Source organism: Rhizobium sp. Leaf321 (assembly GCF_001423215.1).
GTDB lineage: Bacteria > Pseudomonadota > Alphaproteobacteria > Rhizobiales > Rhizobiaceae > Neorhizobium > Neorhizobium soli.
This window is the reverse complement of sequence record NZ_LMOF01000007.1, coordinates 270,340-290,349: the sequence shown is the minus strand read 5'-3', so window position 1 is coordinate 290,349 and position 20,010 is coordinate 270,340. Positions and strand designations below refer to the sequence as shown.

At 58.9% G+C, this 20,010-nt stretch carries 20 protein-coding genes; 13 read left to right on the top strand and 7 right to left on the bottom strand.

Translation table 11 applies throughout. The features are described 5' to 3' along the window. The first annotated feature begins 245 nt into the window (after positions 1 to 245). The 4 genes from ASF70_RS14335 (at position 246) to ASF70_RS14320 (ending at position 3,915) form a co-directional block, all read left to right on the top strand. The gene (locus ASF70_RS14335; RefSeq protein WP_062580608.1) at positions 246 to 1,241 is read left to right on the top strand and encodes an ABC transporter substrate-binding protein; all 996 of its coding nucleotides are present in this window, start codon (positions 246 to 248) and stop codon (positions 1,239 to 1,241) included. A 204-nt stretch (positions 1,242 to 1,445) separates the two neighbouring features. Then, positions 1,446 to 2,354, top strand: coding sequence for a proline/glycine betaine ABC transporter permease (locus ASF70_RS14330; protein WP_062457186.1), 909 nt, complete (start codon positions 1,446 to 1,448; stop codon positions 2,352 to 2,354). Further along, entirely contained in the window at positions 2,347 to 3,399 is a 1,053-nt protein-coding gene (locus ASF70_RS14325) for a glycine betaine/L-proline ABC transporter ATP-binding protein (protein WP_062580606.1), read from the top strand. The genes ASF70_RS14330 and ASF70_RS14325 overlap by 8 nt, the downstream gene beginning before the upstream one ends. A gap of 165 nt (positions 3,400 to 3,564) precedes the next feature. Continuing rightward, the gene (locus tag ASF70_RS14320; RefSeq protein WP_062581401.1) at positions 3,565 to 3,915 is read left to right on the top strand and encodes a hypothetical protein; all 351 of its coding nucleotides are present in this window, start codon (positions 3,565 to 3,567) and stop codon (positions 3,913 to 3,915) included. A gap of 132 nt (positions 3,916 to 4,047) precedes the next feature. Here ASF70_RS14320 and ASF70_RS14315 read toward each other — a convergent pair whose 3' ends face one another. After that, positions 4,048 to 4,206 carry an entericidin gene (locus ASF70_RS14315; protein ID WP_062457192.1) on the bottom strand — a complete coding sequence of 53 codons (159 nt, stop codon included), beginning with the start codon at positions 4,204 to 4,206 and terminating at the stop codon, positions 4,048 to 4,050. A 293-nt stretch (positions 4,207 to 4,499) separates the two neighbouring features. On the opposite strand from ASF70_RS14315, the gene ASF70_RS14310 reads away from it, so the two are divergent. Beyond that, on the top strand, positions 4,500 to 5,276 hold the full coding sequence (locus tag ASF70_RS14310) for a formyl transferase (protein ID WP_062580605.1): 777 nt from the start codon (positions 4,500 to 4,502) through the stop codon (positions 5,274 to 5,276). Between the two features lie 21 nt (positions 5,277 to 5,297). On the opposite strand, the gene ASF70_RS14305 is transcribed toward ASF70_RS14310, so the two are convergent. Continuing rightward, positions 5,298 to 6,191: a LysR family transcriptional regulator gene (locus tag ASF70_RS14305; protein ID WP_062458089.1), complete on the bottom strand. Its 894-nt coding sequence runs from the start codon at positions 6,189 to 6,191 to the stop codon at positions 5,298 to 5,300. A 214-nt stretch (positions 6,192 to 6,405) separates the two neighbouring features. Here ASF70_RS14305 and ASF70_RS14300 point away from each other — a divergent pair, with 214 nt between their 5' ends. Continuing rightward, a complete protein-coding gene (locus ASF70_RS14300; protein WP_062580603.1) occupies positions 6,406 to 6,615 on the top strand; it encodes a hypothetical protein in 210 nt (69 codons plus the stop codon). 219 nt (positions 6,616 to 6,834) lie between these two features. After that, positions 6,835 to 7,863: a GlxA family transcriptional regulator gene (locus tag ASF70_RS14295; RefSeq protein WP_062458093.1), complete on the top strand. Its 1,029-nt coding sequence runs from the start codon at positions 6,835 to 6,837 to the stop codon at positions 7,861 to 7,863. Between the two features lie 71 nt (positions 7,864 to 7,934). Here ASF70_RS14295 and ASF70_RS14290 read toward each other — a convergent pair whose 3' ends face one another. Both ASF70_RS14290 and ASF70_RS14285 read right to left on the bottom strand, forming a co-directional pair. Beyond that, positions 7,935 to 8,783 (bottom strand): response regulator, encoded by an 849-nt coding sequence (locus tag ASF70_RS14290; protein WP_062580601.1) that lies wholly within the window; start codon positions 8,781 to 8,783, stop codon positions 7,935 to 7,937. 173 nt (positions 8,784 to 8,956) lie between these two features. After that, positions 8,957 to 11,560: a mechanosensitive ion channel family protein gene (locus ASF70_RS14285; RefSeq protein WP_062580599.1), complete on the bottom strand. Its 2,604-nt coding sequence runs from the start codon at positions 11,558 to 11,560 to the stop codon at positions 8,957 to 8,959. Positions 11,561 to 11,717: 157 nt separating this feature from the next. Between ASF70_RS14285 and ASF70_RS14280 the strand changes: the two genes are divergently transcribed. Next, positions 11,718 to 11,969 (top strand): GlsB/YeaQ/YmgE family stress response membrane protein, encoded by a 252-nt coding sequence (locus tag ASF70_RS14280; RefSeq protein WP_062457205.1) that lies wholly within the window; start codon positions 11,718 to 11,720, stop codon positions 11,967 to 11,969. Between the two features lie 22 nt (positions 11,970 to 11,991). Here ASF70_RS14280 and ASF70_RS14275 read toward each other — a convergent pair whose 3' ends face one another. After that, positions 11,992 to 12,549: a DUF924 family protein gene (locus tag ASF70_RS14275; protein WP_062580598.1), complete on the bottom strand. Its 558-nt coding sequence runs from the start codon at positions 12,547 to 12,549 to the stop codon at positions 11,992 to 11,994. Further along, positions 12,549 to 13,046 (bottom strand): heme-degrading domain-containing protein, encoded by a 498-nt coding sequence (locus tag ASF70_RS14270; protein WP_062580596.1) that lies wholly within the window; start codon positions 13,044 to 13,046, stop codon positions 12,549 to 12,551. Before ASF70_RS14270 ends, ASF70_RS14275 begins: the two co-directional genes overlap by 1 nt. 202 nt (positions 13,047 to 13,248) lie before the next feature. On the opposite strand from ASF70_RS14270, the gene ASF70_RS14260 reads away from it, so the two are divergent. From ASF70_RS14260 to ASF70_RS14240, 5 genes are all read left to right on the top strand, one after another. After that, positions 13,249 to 13,869, top strand: coding sequence for a TerC family protein (locus tag ASF70_RS14260; protein ID WP_062457218.1), 621 nt, complete (start codon positions 13,249 to 13,251; stop codon positions 13,867 to 13,869). A gap of 318 nt (positions 13,870 to 14,187) precedes the next feature. Continuing rightward, the gene (locus tag ASF70_RS14255; protein WP_156461841.1) at positions 14,188 to 14,622 is read left to right on the top strand and encodes a hypothetical protein; all 435 of its coding nucleotides are present in this window, start codon (positions 14,188 to 14,190) and stop codon (positions 14,620 to 14,622) included. 77 nt (positions 14,623 to 14,699) lie between these two features. Then, entirely contained in the window at positions 14,700 to 17,234 is a 2,535-nt protein-coding gene (gene secD, locus ASF70_RS14250; RefSeq protein ID WP_062580593.1) for a protein translocase subunit SecD, read from the top strand. Between the two features lie 76 nt (positions 17,235 to 17,310). Then, a complete protein-coding gene (locus ASF70_RS14245; RefSeq protein ID WP_062457227.1) occupies positions 17,311 to 17,751 on the top strand; it encodes a YqaA family protein in 441 nt (146 codons plus the stop codon). Between the two features lie 74 nt (positions 17,752 to 17,825). Beyond that, positions 17,826 to 19,184 carry an APC family permease gene (locus ASF70_RS14240; RefSeq protein WP_062580591.1) on the top strand — a complete coding sequence of 453 codons (1,359 nt, stop codon included), beginning with the start codon at positions 17,826 to 17,828 and terminating at the stop codon, positions 19,182 to 19,184. Positions 19,185 to 19,212: 28 nt separating this feature from the next. Here the strand turns inward: ASF70_RS14240 and ASF70_RS14235 are convergent, their stop codons facing one another. Further along, entirely contained in the window at positions 19,213 to 19,893 is a 681-nt protein-coding gene (locus ASF70_RS14235; RefSeq protein WP_062580589.1) for an HAD-IA family hydrolase, read from the bottom strand. Positions 19,894 to 20,010: the final 117 nt, after the last annotated feature.

Sequence of the window (20,010 nt, the reverse complement as noted above, 5' to 3'; positions counted from 1 at the left end):
CCCGTTATTGTGCGGTTACTCGCGGACAGTTGATTTCTGCTTCGGAAAACGTAGGCTGATACTGCTGACACATTATTGCGCAACGCCTGTGACATCATTCGCTGGCGTATAAAAGACGCATGAGGCCAGCTGGCCGGTGCAATCACATCTACCGGTTGATCGCACAAAGCCGCAGTCATCGGGTGCCGGCTATCGGCGCCTCCAGAGTTGAACACTGTCACGAATAAGACTGGGAGGTCTTACACATGAAGAAACTCCTCACTTCCGCAGCCTTCGCCGCCGGTCTTTACGCTTATGCCGGCACTGCCCATGCCGACTGCGGTTCGGTATCCATCGCAGAGATGAACTGGGCGTCCGCAGGGGTTGCCGCTCATATCGACAAGATCATTCTCGAAAACGGGTATGGCTGCTCGGTGGAAATGGTGACCGGCGACACGATGCCGACCTTTACATCGATGAATGAAAAAGGTCAGCCTGATCTGGCACCCGAATTCTGGGTCAACGCGGTGCGCACCCCGCTCGACGCAGCGGTCAAGGAAGGACGGCTCGTCATTGCAGCGGAAATCCTTGCAGACGGCGCTGTTGAAGGATGGTGGATCCCCAAATTCCTTGCGGACGCGCACCCGGATATCAAGACCGTGCAGCAGGCGCTTGCTCATCCCGAACTCTTCCCGGCACCGGAAGACAAATCCAAGGGCGCGGTCACCAACTGCCCGTCCGGCTGGAACTGCCAGACATCGACCGCCAACCTCTACAAGGCTCTCGGCGCAAGCGAAAAAGGCTTTGAACTGGTCGATACCGGCTCTGCTGCCGGGCTCGACGGCTCGATTGCCGGCGCATTCGAGAAGAAAACCGGCTGGCTCGGCTATTACTGGGCTCCGACCGCGATTCTCGGCAAGTACGAGATGGTGAAGCTGTCCTTCGATACGCCGCATGACAAGGCCAACTGGGATGCCTGCACGGCGGTTCCGGATTGCCCGAACCCCAAGGTCAACTCCTATCCGAGTTCGGAAGCCTTCACGGTCGTAACGAAGAAGTTCGCCGACAAGGCCGGCGTCGCGATGGATTACATCAAAGCCCGCAAATGGGGCAACGCCACGATCAACAGCGTTCTCGCCTGGCAGACCGACAACCAGGGCACCAATGAAGACGCAGCCAAGCACTTCCTTACAACCAGCCCGGAAATCTGGAGCAAGTGGGTCAGTGCCGACGTCGCTGAAAAGATAAAGGCCGCTCTCTGAGCCTAGCCTCGCCAATGAGGGAAGCCGATCTGCGGCTTCCCGCTCAAGGCGCGTAAGAAGTCGCGACAAGCCGTCCACCGCTGACGGTCGCGCGAACCCAACGCCTTATCCATTGCAGACGTGCATGAGGCTGATTTGGTCAGGAAGGCGCTCGGGCAGCCATGCCGGGTTACGCCAAAAATCCAACCTATAAAGGGGAACATCATGGCAACCTGCAACTTTCTGCCGAACGCTCTGTGTAGCTTTCCGGCGATCAGCGACGCTTCCATCCGTGAAGCGCGCAAGGTCATCGATGAGGGGTTCAAGAGCCTTGTTCGCGAATATACCGGCTTTATCGATACGATCGTCCAGCCCCTGCAATGGTTCCTGAACTTCCTGGAAAGGCTGTTCACCAATTCGCCGTGGATCATCGTTCTCGCCGTCATCCTCACCATCGTCTATCTCGGCAGCCGCAGCATCCGCATCACCATCGGTACCGCGCTCGGAATGTCGTTCATCGGCTTTATCGGCCTTTGGAACGATGCGATGATCACGCTCGCGATCACCACGGTCGCAACTCTCATCTCCATCATCGTCGGCATCCCTATCGGCATCCTGATGGCGCGGTCCGACCGGGCGCAGGCAAGCGTCAATCCGGTTCTCGACGTGATGCAGACCCTGCCGAGCTTCGTCTACCTCATTCCCGTGGTGATGATTTTCGGTATAGGCAAAGTTCCGGGACTGATTGCGGTGGTCATCTATGCGGTCCCGCCAATGATCCGCCTGACCAATCTCGGCATCCGGCTTGTCGACAAGGAAGTGCTCGAAGCCGCGGATGCATTCGGTTCGTCGCCAAGCCAGAAGCTGAAGAACGTGCAGATGCCGCTGGCCCTGCCGACAATCATGGCCGGGATCAACCAGACGATCATGATGTCGCTGGCGATGGTCGTGGTCGCATCCATGGTCGGCGTCGGCGGGCTTGGCCGCAACACGCTGCAGGCGATCAACAACCAGTTCTTTACGTTCGGCATCATGAACGGTTTCGCGCTTGTTGCGATCGCCATCATTTTCGACCGAACAAGCCAGGCATTCGGCAAGCGCCTGCAAAAACATTCGGAGGTGGTCCATGGCTAGTCACGGCATCGAGATCAAAGGTCTCTACAAAATCTTCGGCGCGAACGGTCGCCAGTATATCGACGCCATCAAGGCGGGCATGACGAAGACCGAGCTCAACAAGAACCACGGTCATGTGCTCGGCCTCAAAGACATCAACATATCCATGCCGGCGGGCGGCATCACGGTCGTCATGGGTCTGTCTGGTTCCGGCAAATCGACCCTGATCCGCCATATCAACCGGCTGATCGACCCGACCTACGGCGAAGTCGTCTATGACGGCGTCGACGTGTGCACGATGAGCGAAAACGATCTTCGGGAATTCCGTCGGCACAAGACGGCGATGGTGTTTCAGAAATTCGCGCTTCTGCCGCATCGGACCGTGATCGAGAACACGGTCTATGGACTGGATATCCAGGGCGTGCCTCGCGCGGAAAGCTTCAAGAAAGGTCAGTACTGGATCGAGCGGGTCGGCCTCTCCGGCTTCGAGAACCACTACCCGAACCAGCTTTCCGGCGGCATGCAGCAACGCGTCGGCCTCGCACGGGCGCTGACCAACGATGCCGACATCCTTTTGATGGACGAGGCCTATTCCGCGCTCGATCCGCTGATCCGCGTCGACATGCAGACCGTGCTTCTCGATCTCCAGGCGGAGCTCAAGAAGACCGTCGTATTCATCACCCATGATCTCGACGAGGCCCTGAGGCTGGGCGACAAGATCGCCATTCTGCGCGATGGTGAGGTAGTGCAGCAGGGAACCGGCCAAGATATCGTCCTGTCACCGGCTGATGACTACATCACCGCCTTCGTCAAGGAGGTGAACCGAGGGCGTGTGTTGCAGGCAAAAACCGTGATGAAACCGTTCGACGGTCTGACTGACGGCATCAGGCTTGCGGGCAACACGACGATCGAAAGCGCTGCGAGAGCGATCTGCGAGGCGAGCCTGACACGGGCAACGGTTACAGATCCGACTGGAGCGCCTGTCGGGACGCTCGACCTGCACACCATCATTTCTGCAATGGTAAGCCCTGCATCATCCGAGGAGGCACGGATCGCTGCGGAATGACAGGGCTCGGCGTCGGACCGTTCTGACGCCAACCCGCCATATGCCGACGTCCTTATCGACAAGGTCGACATGTTGGGCGATAAGATCGACAAAGGTCAGGACGGCGCTCGCTACGGTATGGAGGCGCGGATCTGGCGTGAAACGATCACGGTAAAGGATGAAGACGTGAGCAACATTTCGCCAATTGGCAGCCGTGAGACCGTTGCCGAGAGTTTCGAGAACCTGTCGGCCGAACAGCAGTCTTGGCTTGTTCTGTTGATGGAGAGCTCGTCGAGCGATGACCTTCTCCTGTCTGGTCTGCATCTCTACCTGGATCAGGCGAGTGAAGGACGGTTTCTCAACTCTTTGAAACTGGAAAAATCTGGTGGATGGCTCGGCAATGCAGCGCCGGCGCGGCTTCAGATCCGCATTGCGGAAGCGGCGAAATCCAGCCAGCACCCGGCTTATCAGGCGTTCAAGAAGGGTCTTGATCAGTCAGGCGGCTTCGAGCGCGCCTATCCGAAGGCTCGAGTCTGATCAAGTCGAGCAAAGCGCATCGAAACTGGCGTTAGCTTGTAAGCCAAGACCGCCCTGCCCCTCGCTGCGGGGCACCTCAGCAGCCTCGCCGCCGGCACGTGATGGCCGACAGCGGAGCTGGGGAGTAACTAATTACTGTGCAGCCTTGCCAACGCGGTGGCCGGCGTCCTGGGTGGCGTTCACGGTGTTCGCCGTGTCCTGGCCTACGCCGCGGATCGTGTTGCCACACGAGCTGAGCGAAGCTGCCGTTACGAAAAGTGCGGCGATAACCGTGACTGTCTTTGCCGTCATGTTAGAAAACTCCCTGGATGAAGATCAAATCGTTCGGAAAATCAATTTCCGGCACAGGAACGTTCCAGCTCGGAAAAAGTTCACGTGATCAAATGTGATGTGTCTCTTAGCGACCGCTGTGATGCTTTTTGGCAACAGCCCGATCGCGCCCGATGACTTCACCGCCGGTTCCAGCACAATGATACAGGACAAATCGGTTGTCGCAGCGCGCGAACCGAGAGGTCGGTGTGAATTTGCCAATCTTTCCGTTACTATGAGCGCGCACGCTACGCGGTCAATTACGGGGCAGGCCCATGACGGAACATTCATCTTCTCGGGTTTTGATCATGACTGCTGGCGGCATAAACCCGCAGGTGATGATCAATGCCATCCATCGGGAGTTTTCTGATCTCCACGTTATGCAGGAGGAAGCGGAACCGAAATCGGTGCTTCTGAAGCGGCGCGCGAAGCGGTTTGGATGGATGCATGCGCTTGGTCAGCTCGCCACGATGATTGCGTCGCGGCTTGGCAAAGGTATAGCAGCGAGACGGTCTGAAGAGATCATTCACGAGCACGGGTTGATAGCGGATCCCAACCCGGCAGTGCCTGTGACATCCGTATCGTCCCTGAATGACGCTTCGTGTCACGCTGCGGTAAGTGCAATCCGACCGGCAGTGGTCTTCACGATATCCTGCCGTATCCTGTCATCCCGAACGCTTGCCGCGATCCCCTGCCCCGTGATCAACTTCCACGCCGGCATCAACCCGATGTATCGTGGCCAGATGGGCGGGTACTGGGCTCTCGTGGAAGGCGATGCGCAGAATTTCGGGGCAACCGTCCATCTCGTTGACAACGGGGTCGATACCGGCGGAACGCTTTACGAGAAACGGATATCTCCGGCCCGTTCCGACACGATGGCAACCTATCCGCTCCTGATGACGGCATCCGCGACGGATATCGCAATCAAAGCAATCCAGGATGCGATCACGGGCAATCTGAAGCCGTATGAACCATCCGGGCCATCAGCCCTGCGCTTTCCGCCGCCGATCTGGACGTGGCTTTATCACGGCATCACCAAGAAGATCTGGTGATGCTCACGGAAATGCCCGAGTTCAGGCCGCCGTTGCCAGCGCGCCGAACGCTTCCCTCATGCTTTCCGCGACAGCCTTGGCCGGGGCCGAGAGATGGGGCGCGGTTAGGAGCCGAATGTCGAAGCTGATGAGTTCTGGCAGCCCTTCCTTGGCGCCCAGAACCTGCATGTCGCTCGTGACATAGGAAAGCGGGAATGGTGCGATCGCAAGGTCGGACACGACTGCTGCGCGCTGCGCCATCGTATGAGAGCTCGCATAGGCGATACGATAGGAGCGCTTGTGGCGATCGAGCTGAGAGATCGCATCCTGCCGCCACACGCACCCATCCTCCCAGACGGAGATCGGTAGCGGATCACGCAAGTAGGCATTGCCGCATTTAGCACCGGCCCAGACGAGCCGTTCGGAATGGATCACTTCACCGGTGGTCGGGAACGGCCTTGTCGCACAGTTGATCAGGGTGAGATCCAGCCGCTGCTCATCCATCCGCCGGCGTAACTGCAGGCTCTGGTCGACGGTGACATCGACCATGATCCCCGGAAAGCTCTCTCCGAAATCCTTCAGGAGCTTTGGAAGTAACCGCTCGGCGATATCATCGGGAGCGCCCAGCCTCACGACGCCCGCGAGATCGGGCATGACGAACCGCGAGACCGCCTCGTTCGATAGAGCGAGCATCCGGCGCGCATAGGACAGAAGCATTTCGCCATTCTGCGTCAACGACACCGATCGCGCGTCCCGCAGGAACAGCGTCGTCTTCAACTGTTCTTCGAGCTTCTTGATCTGCATGGACACGGCCGACGGTGTTCGCAGAACCGCTTCTGCGGCAGTCGAAAAGTTGCCCGTCTCGGCAATGGCAACAAAGGTTCTGAGGATGTCGATATCGAGCAATGGAAGAGGCGGTCGAAACGGAACGGTCATCGTCATCACCATCAATTAAATTGAACCTAAGCACCATATCATTTCGTTTGATTGAAAGTCAAACAGGTCGCACCCTTGGAAACACGACACGCCATCTCAAAACAAAACTAATCTTGATGGGATGGATCATTTTAATTCTCTTTTTTGATGACTGACCGCAGTTCACTTTGAATCGGCGTCCAGTGCTCGAACGAGAGCCCCAAGGAGAAAATCGATGAGCATCATGACCTATCGTGAGAGCGTACAGCCACGAACATCGCAGTCGTCGTTTGCGACATACTTCGGGCTTGCCCTGAGCACCGTTTCAAACCTGCGGGACGCATGGCGCCGCCGTCAAAATGAACAGGTCCTTGAGGGCCTGCCACCAGAAATCCGCAAGGATATCGGTTGGCCATCCACCGACAACGACCTCAAGCGCCAATGATGCGCAATACTCATGGCCTGCATGCGACATGCAGGCAGGTCTTGAGGCTGCGTCTTTTTTGATCGCCTGTTAACCAGATTATAGTGTGTGCGACCTTTGGACGTCGCAAATTTGACATTTCGCCGTCGTCAAATGTCCTTCTCCGTCACCGCCTTCCGTGTCAATGTCGCTTTTAAAGAAACGACCGGATTAACGGCGGCCAGCGAAGGGAACAGCGACATGGATATTACAAACCGTGGGCACGCGAAGAAACGCGCGCTCGTTTTCTTTCTTGTGCCGCACTTTACGATGCTGCCCTTTGCAGCTGCCGTCGAGACCCTGCGGATCGCAAACCGTATGCTTGGCTATGCCGCCTATACCTGGCGCCTCTGTTCCGTCGATGGCGAGAAGGTCTACTCGTCCAGTGGTATCGGTCTCGAAGTCAATTCCTCGCTTGCAGACGAACGCCGTCACCTGAGCGGTGAGCATCGCCCCAGCATGGTGCTGATGTGTTCCGGCATCTATGTGGAGGAGTTCAACAACAAGTCTGTCAACGCCTGGCTGCGCGAGACCTATAACCGCGGCACGGCTGTCGGAAGTCTTTGCACCGGCGCGCATATTCTGGCGCAGGCGGGGCTCCTGAACGGCAAGCGCTGCGCGATCCACTGGGAGAACCTCCCGGGTTTTGCCGAAGCGTTTCCACAGGCGGAAGTCTATGCGGATCTCTACGAGGTCGACTCCAACCTCTATACCTGCGCTGGCGGCACCGCGTCACTCGACATGATGCTGAACCTGATCGGCCAGGATTTCGGCGACAATCTCGTCAACCGGGTCTGCGAACAGCAGCTGACAGATCGCGTCCGCAACCCGCATGACCGCCAGCGTCTTCCCTTGCGCGCGAGGCTCGGGGTCCAGAACTCCAAGGTTCTGCAGATCATTGAGCTGATGGAAAACAATCTGGCCGAGCCGCTGTCACTGGTCGAGATCGCCGACGATGTCGGCCTGTCCCGCCGCCAGATTGAGCGGCTGTTCCGGCAGGAGATGGGGCGATCCCCTGCCCGCTACTATCTCGAGATCCGCCTTGACCGCGCCCGGCATCTGCTGGTGCAGTCCTCGATGCCGGTCGTCGAGGTTGCGGTCGCCTGCGGGTTCGTGTCGGCGTCTCATTTTTCTAAGTGTTACCGCGAGGTCTACAACCGCTCACCCCAGCAGGAACGCGCAGAGCGCAAGCTTTCGCTCAACACCGCACGCACCGGGGTCGTGGTGTAAGTTTTTTAAAGAGCGGCACCCCATCGATATGAGGTGCTGCTCGCTTTGCACACTCAGCAGCTCTCAAGAAATCAGGCAACGTTCCTGACGTCGGCTGCTGGAGCCTTCGAGCGCATCGTGCGGATCTGGATCAGCGTATCCAGGTTCTGGTTGACGCGGCAGTAGAACTCCTCGTCGATGAAGGGCCGCAACATGAAGTCATTGCCGCCGGCCTTCAGGAACCGGGCGGAAAGCAGCCGGTCCGACGACGAAGACACGCCGATCACGCGCAGTTCGTGGGAACCGCGAACCGAGCGGATGCGGCGCGTCAGTTCGAAACCATCGATATCGGGCATGTTGTAGTCGGTGACGACGAGACCGATATCGGGGCTCTTCTTCAGGATCTCGAGGGCCTTGGCGCCGTTCTCGGCGACACTGACCCTAAAGTTATAGCGCTTCAGACGACTCGACAGCAATGCGCGGGCGGTCATGCTATCATCGACGATCAGGACGTGATGGCGGTGGTTGGTCAGGAACCGGCAAACCGATTCCGCCAGCATGTCGACCGCAAAGACGTTGTCCTTCAGGATATAATCCACGATATCCTTGGCCAGTAGCCTATCGCGTGTTTCCTGCTGGAAGGTGCCGGTAAAGACGATGGTCGGGATCGACAGATCGATCAGGTATTCCAGCGCCTCTCCGTTTTCAGCACCCGGGAGGTTGATGTTGGAGATCGCAAGCGTGACAGGCTCGGTGGAGCGATCGTAAGCAAGCTGCAGATCTTCGAAGTTACGGCAGATCTCAATCTCGATGCCGAACAGTTCTTTCACTCGGGTCCCGACCATCGACGTAAATACGTTAGAATCTTCCGCAAGCAATATGCGCGCATTCGCCAAAGATTCGCCGGAATATTGCATGCCGGAAATGCCGAGAAATGTCATGGTACCCTTTTAACCCCGATCCTTGCCCCATTTGTTTAACTCTATGCGAAGCAATTTTCAGAAGCGTTAATTAGGCAGTACTTTCACATCTTGAGCGCAGCGGTCATCGAGTTACCGCTGCCTAAAGTGAATGATGTATTATTCCGGTACCTTACCATTCTCGGCGTGTGGCTTTACGCGCCACCCGCCGTATCTCCCTCATCCGGCAGGACCGGCTTTCCGCGGTGGAAGACGATCTCCTGCTGCGGGAACGGAATCTCGATGCCCTCCGCGCGGAAGCGCTGCAGAATGGCGATCCTGAGGTTGTTCCGGATACGAAGGCCATCACCCATGTCAGCGAGATGGAAACGAAGCTCGAAATTCAGCGACGACGGCCCGAATGTCAGGAACTCGACGTGAGGTTCCGGATTCCGCAGCACTTCGGGGATCTGGTCGACGAGTTCCAGCAGAATGTCCATCACCCGTTGCGGGTCAGCGTTGTAGCTGACAGCGATCGGAATTTCCGAACGGCCGATCTTGTTGCGATGCGTCCAGTTGCCGACCGCGGCGTTGATCAGGTCGGAGTTCGGCACGATGATCGATTGTTTGCGGAAGGTCTCGATCTCGGTCGCACGTACAGAAATCCGCTTGACGATACCTTCGTTTGCGCCCGTCACCACGTGGTCACCCACCTTGAACGGACGTTCCACCAGCAGAATCAGTCCCGATACGAAGTTCGATACGATGTTCTGCAGACCGAAACCGATACCGACCGACAGTGCAGACGCGACAAGAGCAAAGCTTGAGAGGTCAATGCCCGCAGCCGACACGCCGACGATGACGGCAAGTCCGACGCCGAGATAGCCGATGCCCGTCTTCACCGAGTTTCGGACACCGAGATCCACCTGGCTTCGGGCAAGAACGTTGTTGTCGATCCACTTCTGAACCCAGTGGGTGACGACAAAGCCCAATCCGAACAGAAGGATGCCGCCGAAAATGCCGACGATCGAGATGGAGACGTTACCAATCCGAATTTCGGTGAAGAAATTGTAGATCCATGCCTCGATATCGGTGGTCTGGAAGCCCCAGGTCAGAAGGATCAGCGGGATGCCGAGAAACAGGGCGAACGCATAGATGCCGAGGCCGGCAACAAGCCCTGTCTGGTCGAGCGCGACCTCGCCAAAATTGCGGCGCTCCGCCAGCTGCCGACCGGCGCCGGTGTTCTTGAACGCACCCTGCTTGGAGATCGCCTTGCCCGACAGGAAGCCCAGATAGACCAGGACGACAACCGCGCCGGTCAGCACGATCTGTGTCGCGACAAAACGGGCAAGACCAATATAGCCCGTCAGGACAGCAAGCAGAAGCAGCCCGCCCATGATCTTCAACAGACCGGAGAAAAACCGCGGCCAGGGATGGCCGGTACTGCCGCCACGATCCTCGCCCTCGGCAACGCGCGGCCGAACAAAGGAAATGGCGATCAGGATGAGACCAACGATGACAGCGGCGAACAGGCTCTTGACGATCGTCAGAACCAGCGGCGAGTTCAATGCCTCGCTGATCGCGCCGAGAAGGTAATCCAGTCCGTTGACCACCGCCATGACGAGCACGGCCAATGTCAGCAGCCGCGCGCCCTTGTCGGTGATGCGCACCAGTCGCCATGCCGGCTCTCCCGGCGCCATTACGCCATAGGTGAGCTTCCAGACAAACGAGACGAACCAGATGAAGCCGAACAGCGAAGCAATGATCGGCGCCACATCGGGTCTGAGGACATTGAACCCATCGAGGAAGAGATAGGAGGTCACCAGAAAGGCCGCGATCGAGACCGTCTGAATCACGGTCGACCAGAAGGCGACCGAAAGACGCTTGATGTAGGATGGATCTTCCTGACCGTTGCGACGAATGAAGCGGCCGAAAATGCGGTAGCCGCCCCAGAGGAATAGGGCCGCAGCACCGATGGACAGCGCGATGGCGCTCAGAAGCTGAAGCAGCTTGAAGCGGATGACAAAGCCGATCCAACTGCCAAGCGTCGCGTTGAAGTTGTGCACTTCAGTTACGAAGGCATTGCCCGCCTCGATGAATAGATCGGCGTTCAATTCCGTATGACGAAACAGCGTCTGCGCGAACAGGGCACGGCGCAGGTTGGTGATCGTGTTGGCGAGATTTGTCGCGCTGTTGGCCAGGTTGTTGGCATCATCGACGATGAGGTTCAGCTCGGAACGCTCATTGACCAGCTTGCCGCGCTCCTCGGCGACGGCCGGCGCTTCCTGCGGCTGCCCTTCGGCCGGTGGTTCTCCGAGGCTCGTCAACCTGGACTGGATCTGCGTGACACGTGCCTTCAGCGTGTCAGACGCGCTGCGCATCTGTTCGACGATCTCTTCCGCCTGCAGGCGAAGCTCGGCCAGTCGGCCGTCGTCGGTCGTATCCTGCCTGACCTGATCGTTGAACGTGGTCAGCCGGCCGCGAAGGCTGTCCAATGTCTCCTTCATTTCATGATTGATCGAGTCGACCGTCACCATCGACTGTGGGTTTTGCTGAGCAGATGCCTGCGGTTGCCCGGCCTGCCCGGGGGCTGCCTGGCCCGGCGCGGTCTGGGCTGGTGCCGCTTGGGTCGGTGCAGCCGGGGTTGGCGCAGCCTGCGCCGGCGCAGCCGGGGTCGGTGCAGCCTGGGTTGACGTCGTACCGTTTTGCGGAGCCTGCGCATTGGCCGTAAACGCTGCTGCGGTCACAAGCAGGACGATCATGGATGCGCGGATCGTTCGCGTCATCAGCGACAAGGGATCGAAGGAGTTCACGCGCACCGGTCTCTACTCTTCTCAGGACAATCGGAATCGCAGGCACGAATAGAGACACTTCAAGGCGAAGAAAAGGACGTCCTGCACAGCTTGAAAATTCCTTGGGAACTTTGGAACATTCTGCTGCGTTACCAATCGCAAATTCAAAACGTGAGGGTAAGACATGGAAGAAGCAGGCATCGGCTGGATCGCAGCCATCATCATCGGCGGCATTGCAGGCTGGCTGGCAGAACAGTTCATGAAGAGCAATATGGGCGTCTTCATGAACATCCTTCTCGGCATCGTCGGCGCGATCATCGCCAACGCCATTCTCGGCTTCTTCGGCGTTGTGCTGGGCGGCTGGATTGGCTACCTCATCGCCGGCTTTATCGGCGCCTGCATACTTATTGCAGTTGCGCGCGCCTTTAGACGCTAAGCGCTGATTAGATCAGATCTGATCAAAAACCCGACCCTGGCAGAGCAAGATACTCGAGCTCTTCCGGGGTCGAATTGCGTCCGAGCAAAGCATTTCGATGCGGGAAGCGGCCGAACTGACGGATCACCTCCCGGTGCTTGACCGCGTAGTCGTGATATCGTTCGTCGCCGAGGAGAGCAAAAAGCTCGACTGCGCGATCCTGGTCTTCAAGCGCTTCCGAATGTTCGAAGGGCAGATACAGGAAGCACCGCTCATGCAGACCAACGCCCGTATCGACACCTTCGTCGACTGCCAGCCTCGCCTCCCGCAACGCGATCCAATCTGTTGCGAACGCCAGCGGTGTGCCCCGATAGATATTGCGAGAAAACTGGTCGAGCACGATGATGGCCGCGAGCTGCCCCTCGCGTGAACCTCGCCACGTATCCAGATCTCCATGCGCCAGAAACAGGTGCGTCGCTGCGAAATGCTTCGAGATTGCGACGTCCAGCGCAGGGTTCTTTTCGAACCATTTCTCCGGTCCCAGTTCGACAAACCAGAAATTCAGCACGTCTTCAGGGGTACGAACCGCTTCAGAACTCATCAAGCTTGCTCCAGTTGAACACCGTCGGACGACTTGCCCATCATCACCAGCAGAGCCTCCACGACGAGCCTGTGATCGTCTCGCTGCGGGAGACCCGATACGGTGACTGCGCCGATACAGCCCGCGCCGTTCACCTTTATCGGAAAACTGCCGCCATGCGGTGCATAGTCGGCAATAGGAAGCGAGAACTTTGCCTCGAGTGTTGTCTCCTGCCTGGTCATTCTCAGACCCATCCCATAGCTCGACTGAAAGAAGCGCAGGACGACATTGCTCTTGCGCCGAACCCAGTCTTCGTTGTCAGGCATCGACCCCGGCAACGCCGTGTAAAAGAGTGGCATCGAGTGAAGCCGGATACCGATCGCGACTGGCAGCCCCTTCTCGATCGCCATGTCGCGCAGCAAAGAACCGAGTCGCCAGGCTTCGTCCGGACCAAAGCGGTCGAAAATCAGGGCCGCTTCCTGCTCGGCGATCCTGGCGATATCCTGTTCAAGCGTCATGGTATTTCCCCGTTTGTAGCCTCATTGATGACGGTGGAATTGGGGAATGTAAATATCCTGCCCGCCAGCGCCGTTGCTGATCTTCCGGCAGACCATCCGTTCCACGGTTTGCGGAAAGACAATTGTAAATTGCTTGTGCGCAACCGCGAAGAAGCGGATAGAGGAAATTACCTCCAATCCTTCCCATTCAGGCCTCCCTATCATGGATCTATTTACCGCTGCTGGCTTGGCTGCCCTCGTCGAGGTCATTGCCATCAATCTCGTGCTGTCCGGCGACAACGCGATCGTTATCGGTCTTGCCGCTGCCGGCCTTCCGGCGGACATGCGCAAGAAGGCAATCCTGTTCGGCATCGCGGCCGCAACCGTGCTTCGTCTGATCTTTGCAGCGGTCACCTCATACCTTCTCGGCATCGTCGGGCTGCAGCTTGTCGGCGGCCTGTTGCTCGCCTGGGTGTGCTGGAAAATGTGGAGCGAACTGCGTGCCCACGATACGGCAGACGCCAACGCGCTCAACGCTGCGGCCGCCAACCAGCCGCAAAAGACGTTTTTTCAAGCGGCAATGCAGATCGTCGTCGCTGATGTGTCCATGTCACTGGACAACGTCCTTGCCGTTGCCGGAGCTGCTCAGGAGCATTCCGCAGTCCTGATCATCGGTCTCGTCGTGTCGATTGCGATGATGGGTATCGCTGCCAATTTTGTGGCGAACCTGCTCAACCGCTACCGCTGGATCGCCTATCTCGGCCTCGCCGTTATCGTCTATGTCGCAATCACCATGATCTATCACGGCATGATCGAAGTCTTGCCGCTGATCCAGTCTGCCTAGTCGTCTCGGCTCGTTTTGAAACAGCGGTTTAAACGCTCATTATCATACAATCGAGATTGACCGTCGAATCAGAGCGCTGCCATTGAAGCAGGCCGGCTAGCAACGTTAGGTGGTCGCAGCCGGCAATAACCGGTCAGGGGCTCGCGGACCCCCAGCTCGAAAGTGCTGGTGAGCCCCGTCCAATCGTTGACTGAGGTCAAGGCCGGTTCGCGCCCGACGCGAGGCGGGTCAAACTTCGGTTATCCCCTGCCGTGATGCGATTGACCGTACCAGCACTCTCCTTTAGAAGCGGCATTCTTCCGAAGCAGGCTCTTCGGTGTGACGAATATTCCGGAGTTGGAACGGATGGCGGTGTTTCCGGCAGGAACACGAGAGACGGCCCGGTGCGCGCAGGACAAGCTCCCGTCGCAATGGGCAGTCTTTGTCGCGGCACTGCTGATCGCCTTCGTCGCTCTTCTGTCCGGTGGCCTTCGTGACAGCCAGGCAATTCTGCGCATTGCGCATTCCAGCGAGAAGAGCTCGGAGACACCACAAGCCAGCAAACGCGATCCTATTCGCACGCTGGCAACTGCCGACCGCAGGGAGGCTGGTCCCAGCCAGTGGAGCGGCGCAGACGGCGCTTTGGCTTTCAACGCCTCAGCCCTGACGATCCCGGATTTCGCGCAAGCGATCGCGTCTCCCTTGGGCGATGCCAACCCGATCGGTACCCATTGGCCGGTTCCGCTTCCGCGCGCACCGCCGTCAGCGTCCTGAACGCGATACTCGAACCTCACACGCATACGGCCCCTTGCTGCGAAACGCGCAACCGGGGCGAAGCAGGATCTTAAAACATGAGAAATTCACCCTGGCTGGTGGCGAGCTATATCCTCGTCATCGTGTTCGGCTTCCTGGTGGCGATGCCGAACGTTCTGCCGCAATCGGTCCTCGACCGCGTGCCGTCCTTCCTGCCTCACAGCCGCGTATCGCTCGGTCTCGACCTTCGCGGCGGTTCGCATCTGGTGCTGGAAGTGGACCGCGCTGATCTCATCAACGAGCGTGTCCAGGGCCTGATCCAGGATGCACGCCGCGTTCTGCGCGAAAAGAACCTCGCAACATCGGCTATCCGTCGCTCGGGCGAGGCTGTGCTTGTTACGCTTCGCGATCCAGCACAGCGCGATCAGGCCGTCACCGAGTTGCAGACGCTCGCGAACCCGATCGGGCTTGGCACGACGGTTGGTGGCAGCGACCTTTCCATCACCAGCCAGGGCGACAACACGATTTCCATCGCCCAGACGGATGCGGGGATCACCTCCCATATCAACGCTGCCGTTGAGCAAAGCCTTGAGATCATCCGCCAGCGCGTTGACCAGGTCGGCGTCGCCGAGCCGACGATCCAGCGTGTGGGTTCGGACCGCGTTCTCGTCCAGCTTCCAGGCGAACAGGACCCTTCGCGCCTGCGCCAGCTTCTCGGCTCGACCGCCAAGATGAGCTTCCACCTTCTCGGTGACCAGGGCCAGCCGGGCGTGACCATGATCGCAGACGAAAGCGGCCAGCAGTATCCGGTGCTCGACCGCGTCGAACTCTCCGGCGACCGCCTGACCGATGCCCGCGCTGCCTTCGATCAGCAGAGCCGCCAGCCGATCGTCACCTTCCGTTTCGACAGTGCCGGTGCCGCCCGCTTTGCCCAGATCACACAGGCCAATGTGGGCCGTCCGTTTGCGATCGTGCTCGACAACAAGGTGCTCAGTGCACCCGTTATCCAGACGCCGATCACCGGCGGCTCCGGTCAGATTTCGGGCAGCTTCACGCCTGAGGACGCGACCACCCTTTCCGCGCTGCTGCGCGCCGGCTCCCTGCCCGCCAAGCTCACTGTCATCGAAGAACGCACCGTCGGCGCCGACCTTGGCTCCGATGCGATCGAGATGGGCATCTTCACCGGCCTCATCGGCTTCGTCCTCGTCGTCTGCTTTATCTTCTTCCTTTACGGAAGCTGGGGCATTCTGGCCAACGCTGCGCTTCTTATCAACGTCGTCCTGACCTTTGCGGGCCTCACCTTGATCGGGTCGACACTCACCCTGCCCGGCATCGCCGGCGTGGTGCTCGGCATTGGTCTTGCAGTCGATGCGAACGTTCTGATCAACGAGCGCATCAAGGAAGAAACCCGCAAGGGCAAGAGCGCGTTTGCGGCAATCGACTCGGGCTTCGCCCGCGCCTACTCGACCATCGTCGACAGTAACGTCACGGCGCTGATTGCGACCGTCCTTCTGTTCTGGTTCGGCTCCGGTCCTGTCCGCGGCTTCGCGGTCACCATGGGCCTCGGCATCATGATCTCGATGTTCACCGCCGTGTCGGTCGTTCGCGTCGCGATGATCTACATTGCCGCTCAGCGCAAGCTGAAGAAGATCGAGATCAAGCCGCTTCTGCCGATCAACCTCGTTCCGGATGGTACGCGTATCCCCTTCATGAAGGGTCGCTTTATCGGTATCGGCGTGTCGGTTCTCCTGTCGATCGCCTCGCTCGTGCTGTTCGTAACGCCTGGCCTCAACTACGGCGTCGACTTCCGCGGCGGTATCCAGATGGAAGTCGTAACCGCCAACGAAGCGGATCTCGCGTCCTTCCGTTCGGGCCTCAACGAGCTCGGTCTCGGCGAAGTGGCACTGCAGGAATTCGGTGCCCACAACAGGCTCCTGGTCCGTGTCGAACGCCAGCCGGGCGGCGAGATTGCCCAGACGGAGGCTGTCGAGAAGCTCAAGGCCGAAGTCCTGAAGATCGACCAGACTGCCAAGGTCGAGCGTACTGAAGTCGTCGGTCCGAAGGTATCGGGCGAACTTGCAACGGCCGGCTTCCTGTCGGTCCTGCTCGCCTCGATTGCCATGATGATCTACATCTGGGTGCGGTTCGAATGGCCATTCGCCGTCGGTGCCATCGCGACCCTCGTGCTCGATGTGACAAAGACGATCGGCTTCTTCGCGATCACCGGTCTCGACTTCAACCTGACAGCGATTGCCGCGCTGCTGACGCTGGTCGGTTACTCTGTCAACGACAAGGTCGTGGTCTATGACCGCATGCGCGAGAACATGCGCCTCTACAAGAAGATGCCGTTGCGCGACGTGATCGACCTGTCGATCAACGAGACGCTGGCGCGAAGCCTCTACACCTCGGCGACAGCGTTCCTTTCGCTTCTGCCGATGGCGATCTGGGGTGGTAGCGCGGTTTCCAGCTTCGCGATCCCGATGGTGTTCGGCATTCTCGTCGCTGCCCTCTCGTCGGTGTTCATCGCGGCGCCGATCCTGCTGTTCCTTGGCGACTGGCGTACCCGCCACCAGGCTCAGAAGCCTGTTGCAGACGACACAGCCGTCGATTCCAAGCAGATCAGCAACGTCTGAGGCGTTTCACCATCCGAACAAAAGGGCGGGTCGTTTCCCGCCCTTTTTCATTTCGACGTTTTAAACCCGGTTTTCCATGGTCGATCTTGCCGCCTATGCGGGCCTGTTCTTTGCTGCATTCATCGCTGCCACGATCTTTCCGATGCAGTCGGAAGCGGTCCTTGTCGGCCTCATCCTGTCGGATCGCTATGCGCTTGCGGCCCTCGTCCTCACGGCCTCCGTCGGCAACACGCTCGGCTCGGTGGTCAACTGGCTGATGGGATTGGGCGTGGAGCGGTTCCGGGACCGACGCTGGTTCCCCGTCAAGCCTGACAAGCTTGAGAAGGCAAAGACCTGGTATCGCAAATACGGAAAGTGGTCGCTTCTCCTGAGCTGGCTACCGATCGGCGGCGATGCCATCACCGTGGTCGCGGGTGTTCTGAAAGAACCGCTGCCAACGTTCCTTGTTTTGGTCTTCATCGGCAAGACGCTTCGCTACGGCGTCGTCGCGGCTGTAACGCTCGGCGTGATCGGTTAAGCCATACCAAACATGGAACAATCGTGTGATGTTCCCATTAGTGTTGCCATGTAGGACCATGTTGGGAGGCAGTCATGGCAGAGGCGTTCGGCGCGAAAGAAGAAACACCTGAACTCAAGCGCGTGATGGGCCCCGGCCTGCTGCTGCTGTTCATCGTTGGCGATATTCTCGGAACGGGGATCTACGCGCTGACCGGACAAGTGGCCGCTGAAGTTGGAGGCGTTGTCTGGCTTCCATTCCTCATCGCTTTTCTTGTCGCCCTGCTCACCGCCTGCTCCTATCTCGAACTCGTCACCAAATATCCGCAGGCAGCTGGTGCCGCGCTCTACACCCATAAAGCCTTCGGCGTCCATTTCGTGACGTTCCTTGTCGCCTTCGCCGTGATGTCATCAGGCATCACGTCTGCGGCGACGGCATCGCGGGCGTTTGCCGCCAACTTCTCGACGTCGCTCGGGCTGGATCTCGGGGTCTGGGGCGTACCGCTGATCGCCGTCGGCTTCATTGCGCTGGTGGCGGCGGTCAATTTCCGCGGTGTCGGTGAAAGCGTAAAGCTCAACGTCGTACTGACCGTTGTGGAACTGACCGGCCTTCTCATCATCATCGGCATCGGCCTCTGGGCGATTGCTGGTGGCGAGGGCGATGTGTCGCGTGCCTGGACGTTCGCCACACCGGAGGGCAGCGGAACGTTCTGGCCAGTCGTCGCCGCAACTGGTCTCGCCTTCTTCGCGATGGTCGGGTTCGAGGACTCGGTCAACATGGCCGAAGAGTGCAAGGAGCCAAGCCGTCTCTTCCCGAAAGTGCTGCTGACCGGTCTCGCGATCACCGGCGTGATCTACATTCTCGTGGCAATCTCTGCGATCACGCTCGTGCCGGCAAACGAGCTTGGCGAGGGCGAGACACCGCTTCTGAAAGTCATCCAGGCCGGCGCGCCAGCGTTCCCGATCAGCATCTTTGCGATCATCACGATGTTTGCCGTCGCCAATTCGGCGCTGATCAACATGATGATGGCAAGCCGGCTCATCTACGGCATGGCCCGCGAAAATGTGCTGCCCGCCATGCTCGGCAAGGTGCACGCAACGCGCCGCACGCCATATATCGCAATCGTTTTCACATCGCTTCTCGCCGTCTGTCTGATTCTCTTTGCCGGCGGCGTGCCCGCTCTTGGCGGGACGACTGCACTACTGTTGCTTTGCGTCTTTGCGATCGTCAATGTCGCCGTGCTGGTGCTGCGCAAGGACAAGGTCGATCACAAGCACTTCCGGACACCAACGATCTTGCCGGTTCTTGGTGTGATCTCCTGCGTGTTTCTGGCAGGCCCCTGGGCCGGTCGCGATCCGGTCCAGTATGCCATTGCCGCCGCCCTGCTTGGCCTCGGCGTCATACTGTGGATCGCCACCATCCAGTTCATGAAAACATCCAGCAGGGCTGCCTGACCGGTACCAGACGACCGGCGTCAGCCTCTCACGCTCTGGACTGAAAGGTGATGACGCCGTCGTTGGCGACGCTTACCGAAACACCGGTATAATCCGGGATCCGGAAGTGCCCGCCTTCGACCTCGTGGGTATGGGTGGCGGTGATCACCATGACATCGGCACCCGCCGCCTCTCCTGCCTTGATGCCGGCCGGGACATCCTCGAACACCATCACGTCGGATGGGTCTGCGCCAAGCCGTTTCGCGCCGAGCCTGTAGCCCTGCGGGTCCGGTTTGCCGATCGTGACGTCCTCGGCAGTGACCAGCATGGACGGTATCGCAAGGCCAGCTGCGGCAAGTCTTGCCTTTGCGAGTTCCAGCGGCGACGACGTCACGACACCCCATTGCCCCGCGGGCAGGCTCGCCAAGAATTCAGCAGCGCCCGGTATCTGAACGATACCCTCGACATCGTCGATCTCGCCGCGCAGAACCTTCTCCGCTTCCACTGCCGGATCAAGACCCGGCAGGTTGAGGCTCGTAATCGTGTCGATGCCGCGCTTGCCGTGCATGAAGGGCAGGAATTTCTCCACGTCGAGCCCCTGCTCTGCCGCCCAGCGTCCCCAGACACGTTCGGCGGAAGCAATCGAATTGAGGATCGTTCCGTCCATGTCGAAGAGAAAGCCGCGATAACCTCTGGTCGGCAGGACGATGACGTTTTGGGAGACTGACAATGCGGAATTCCTTTTGGAGAGACTGACGGGATTTGCAGGACCGGATACGCATCCGGACTACAGATAGGAGGGAGCCGGCGCAATTGACGGCGAGGTTCGAAGCGTTAGAACTGAGAA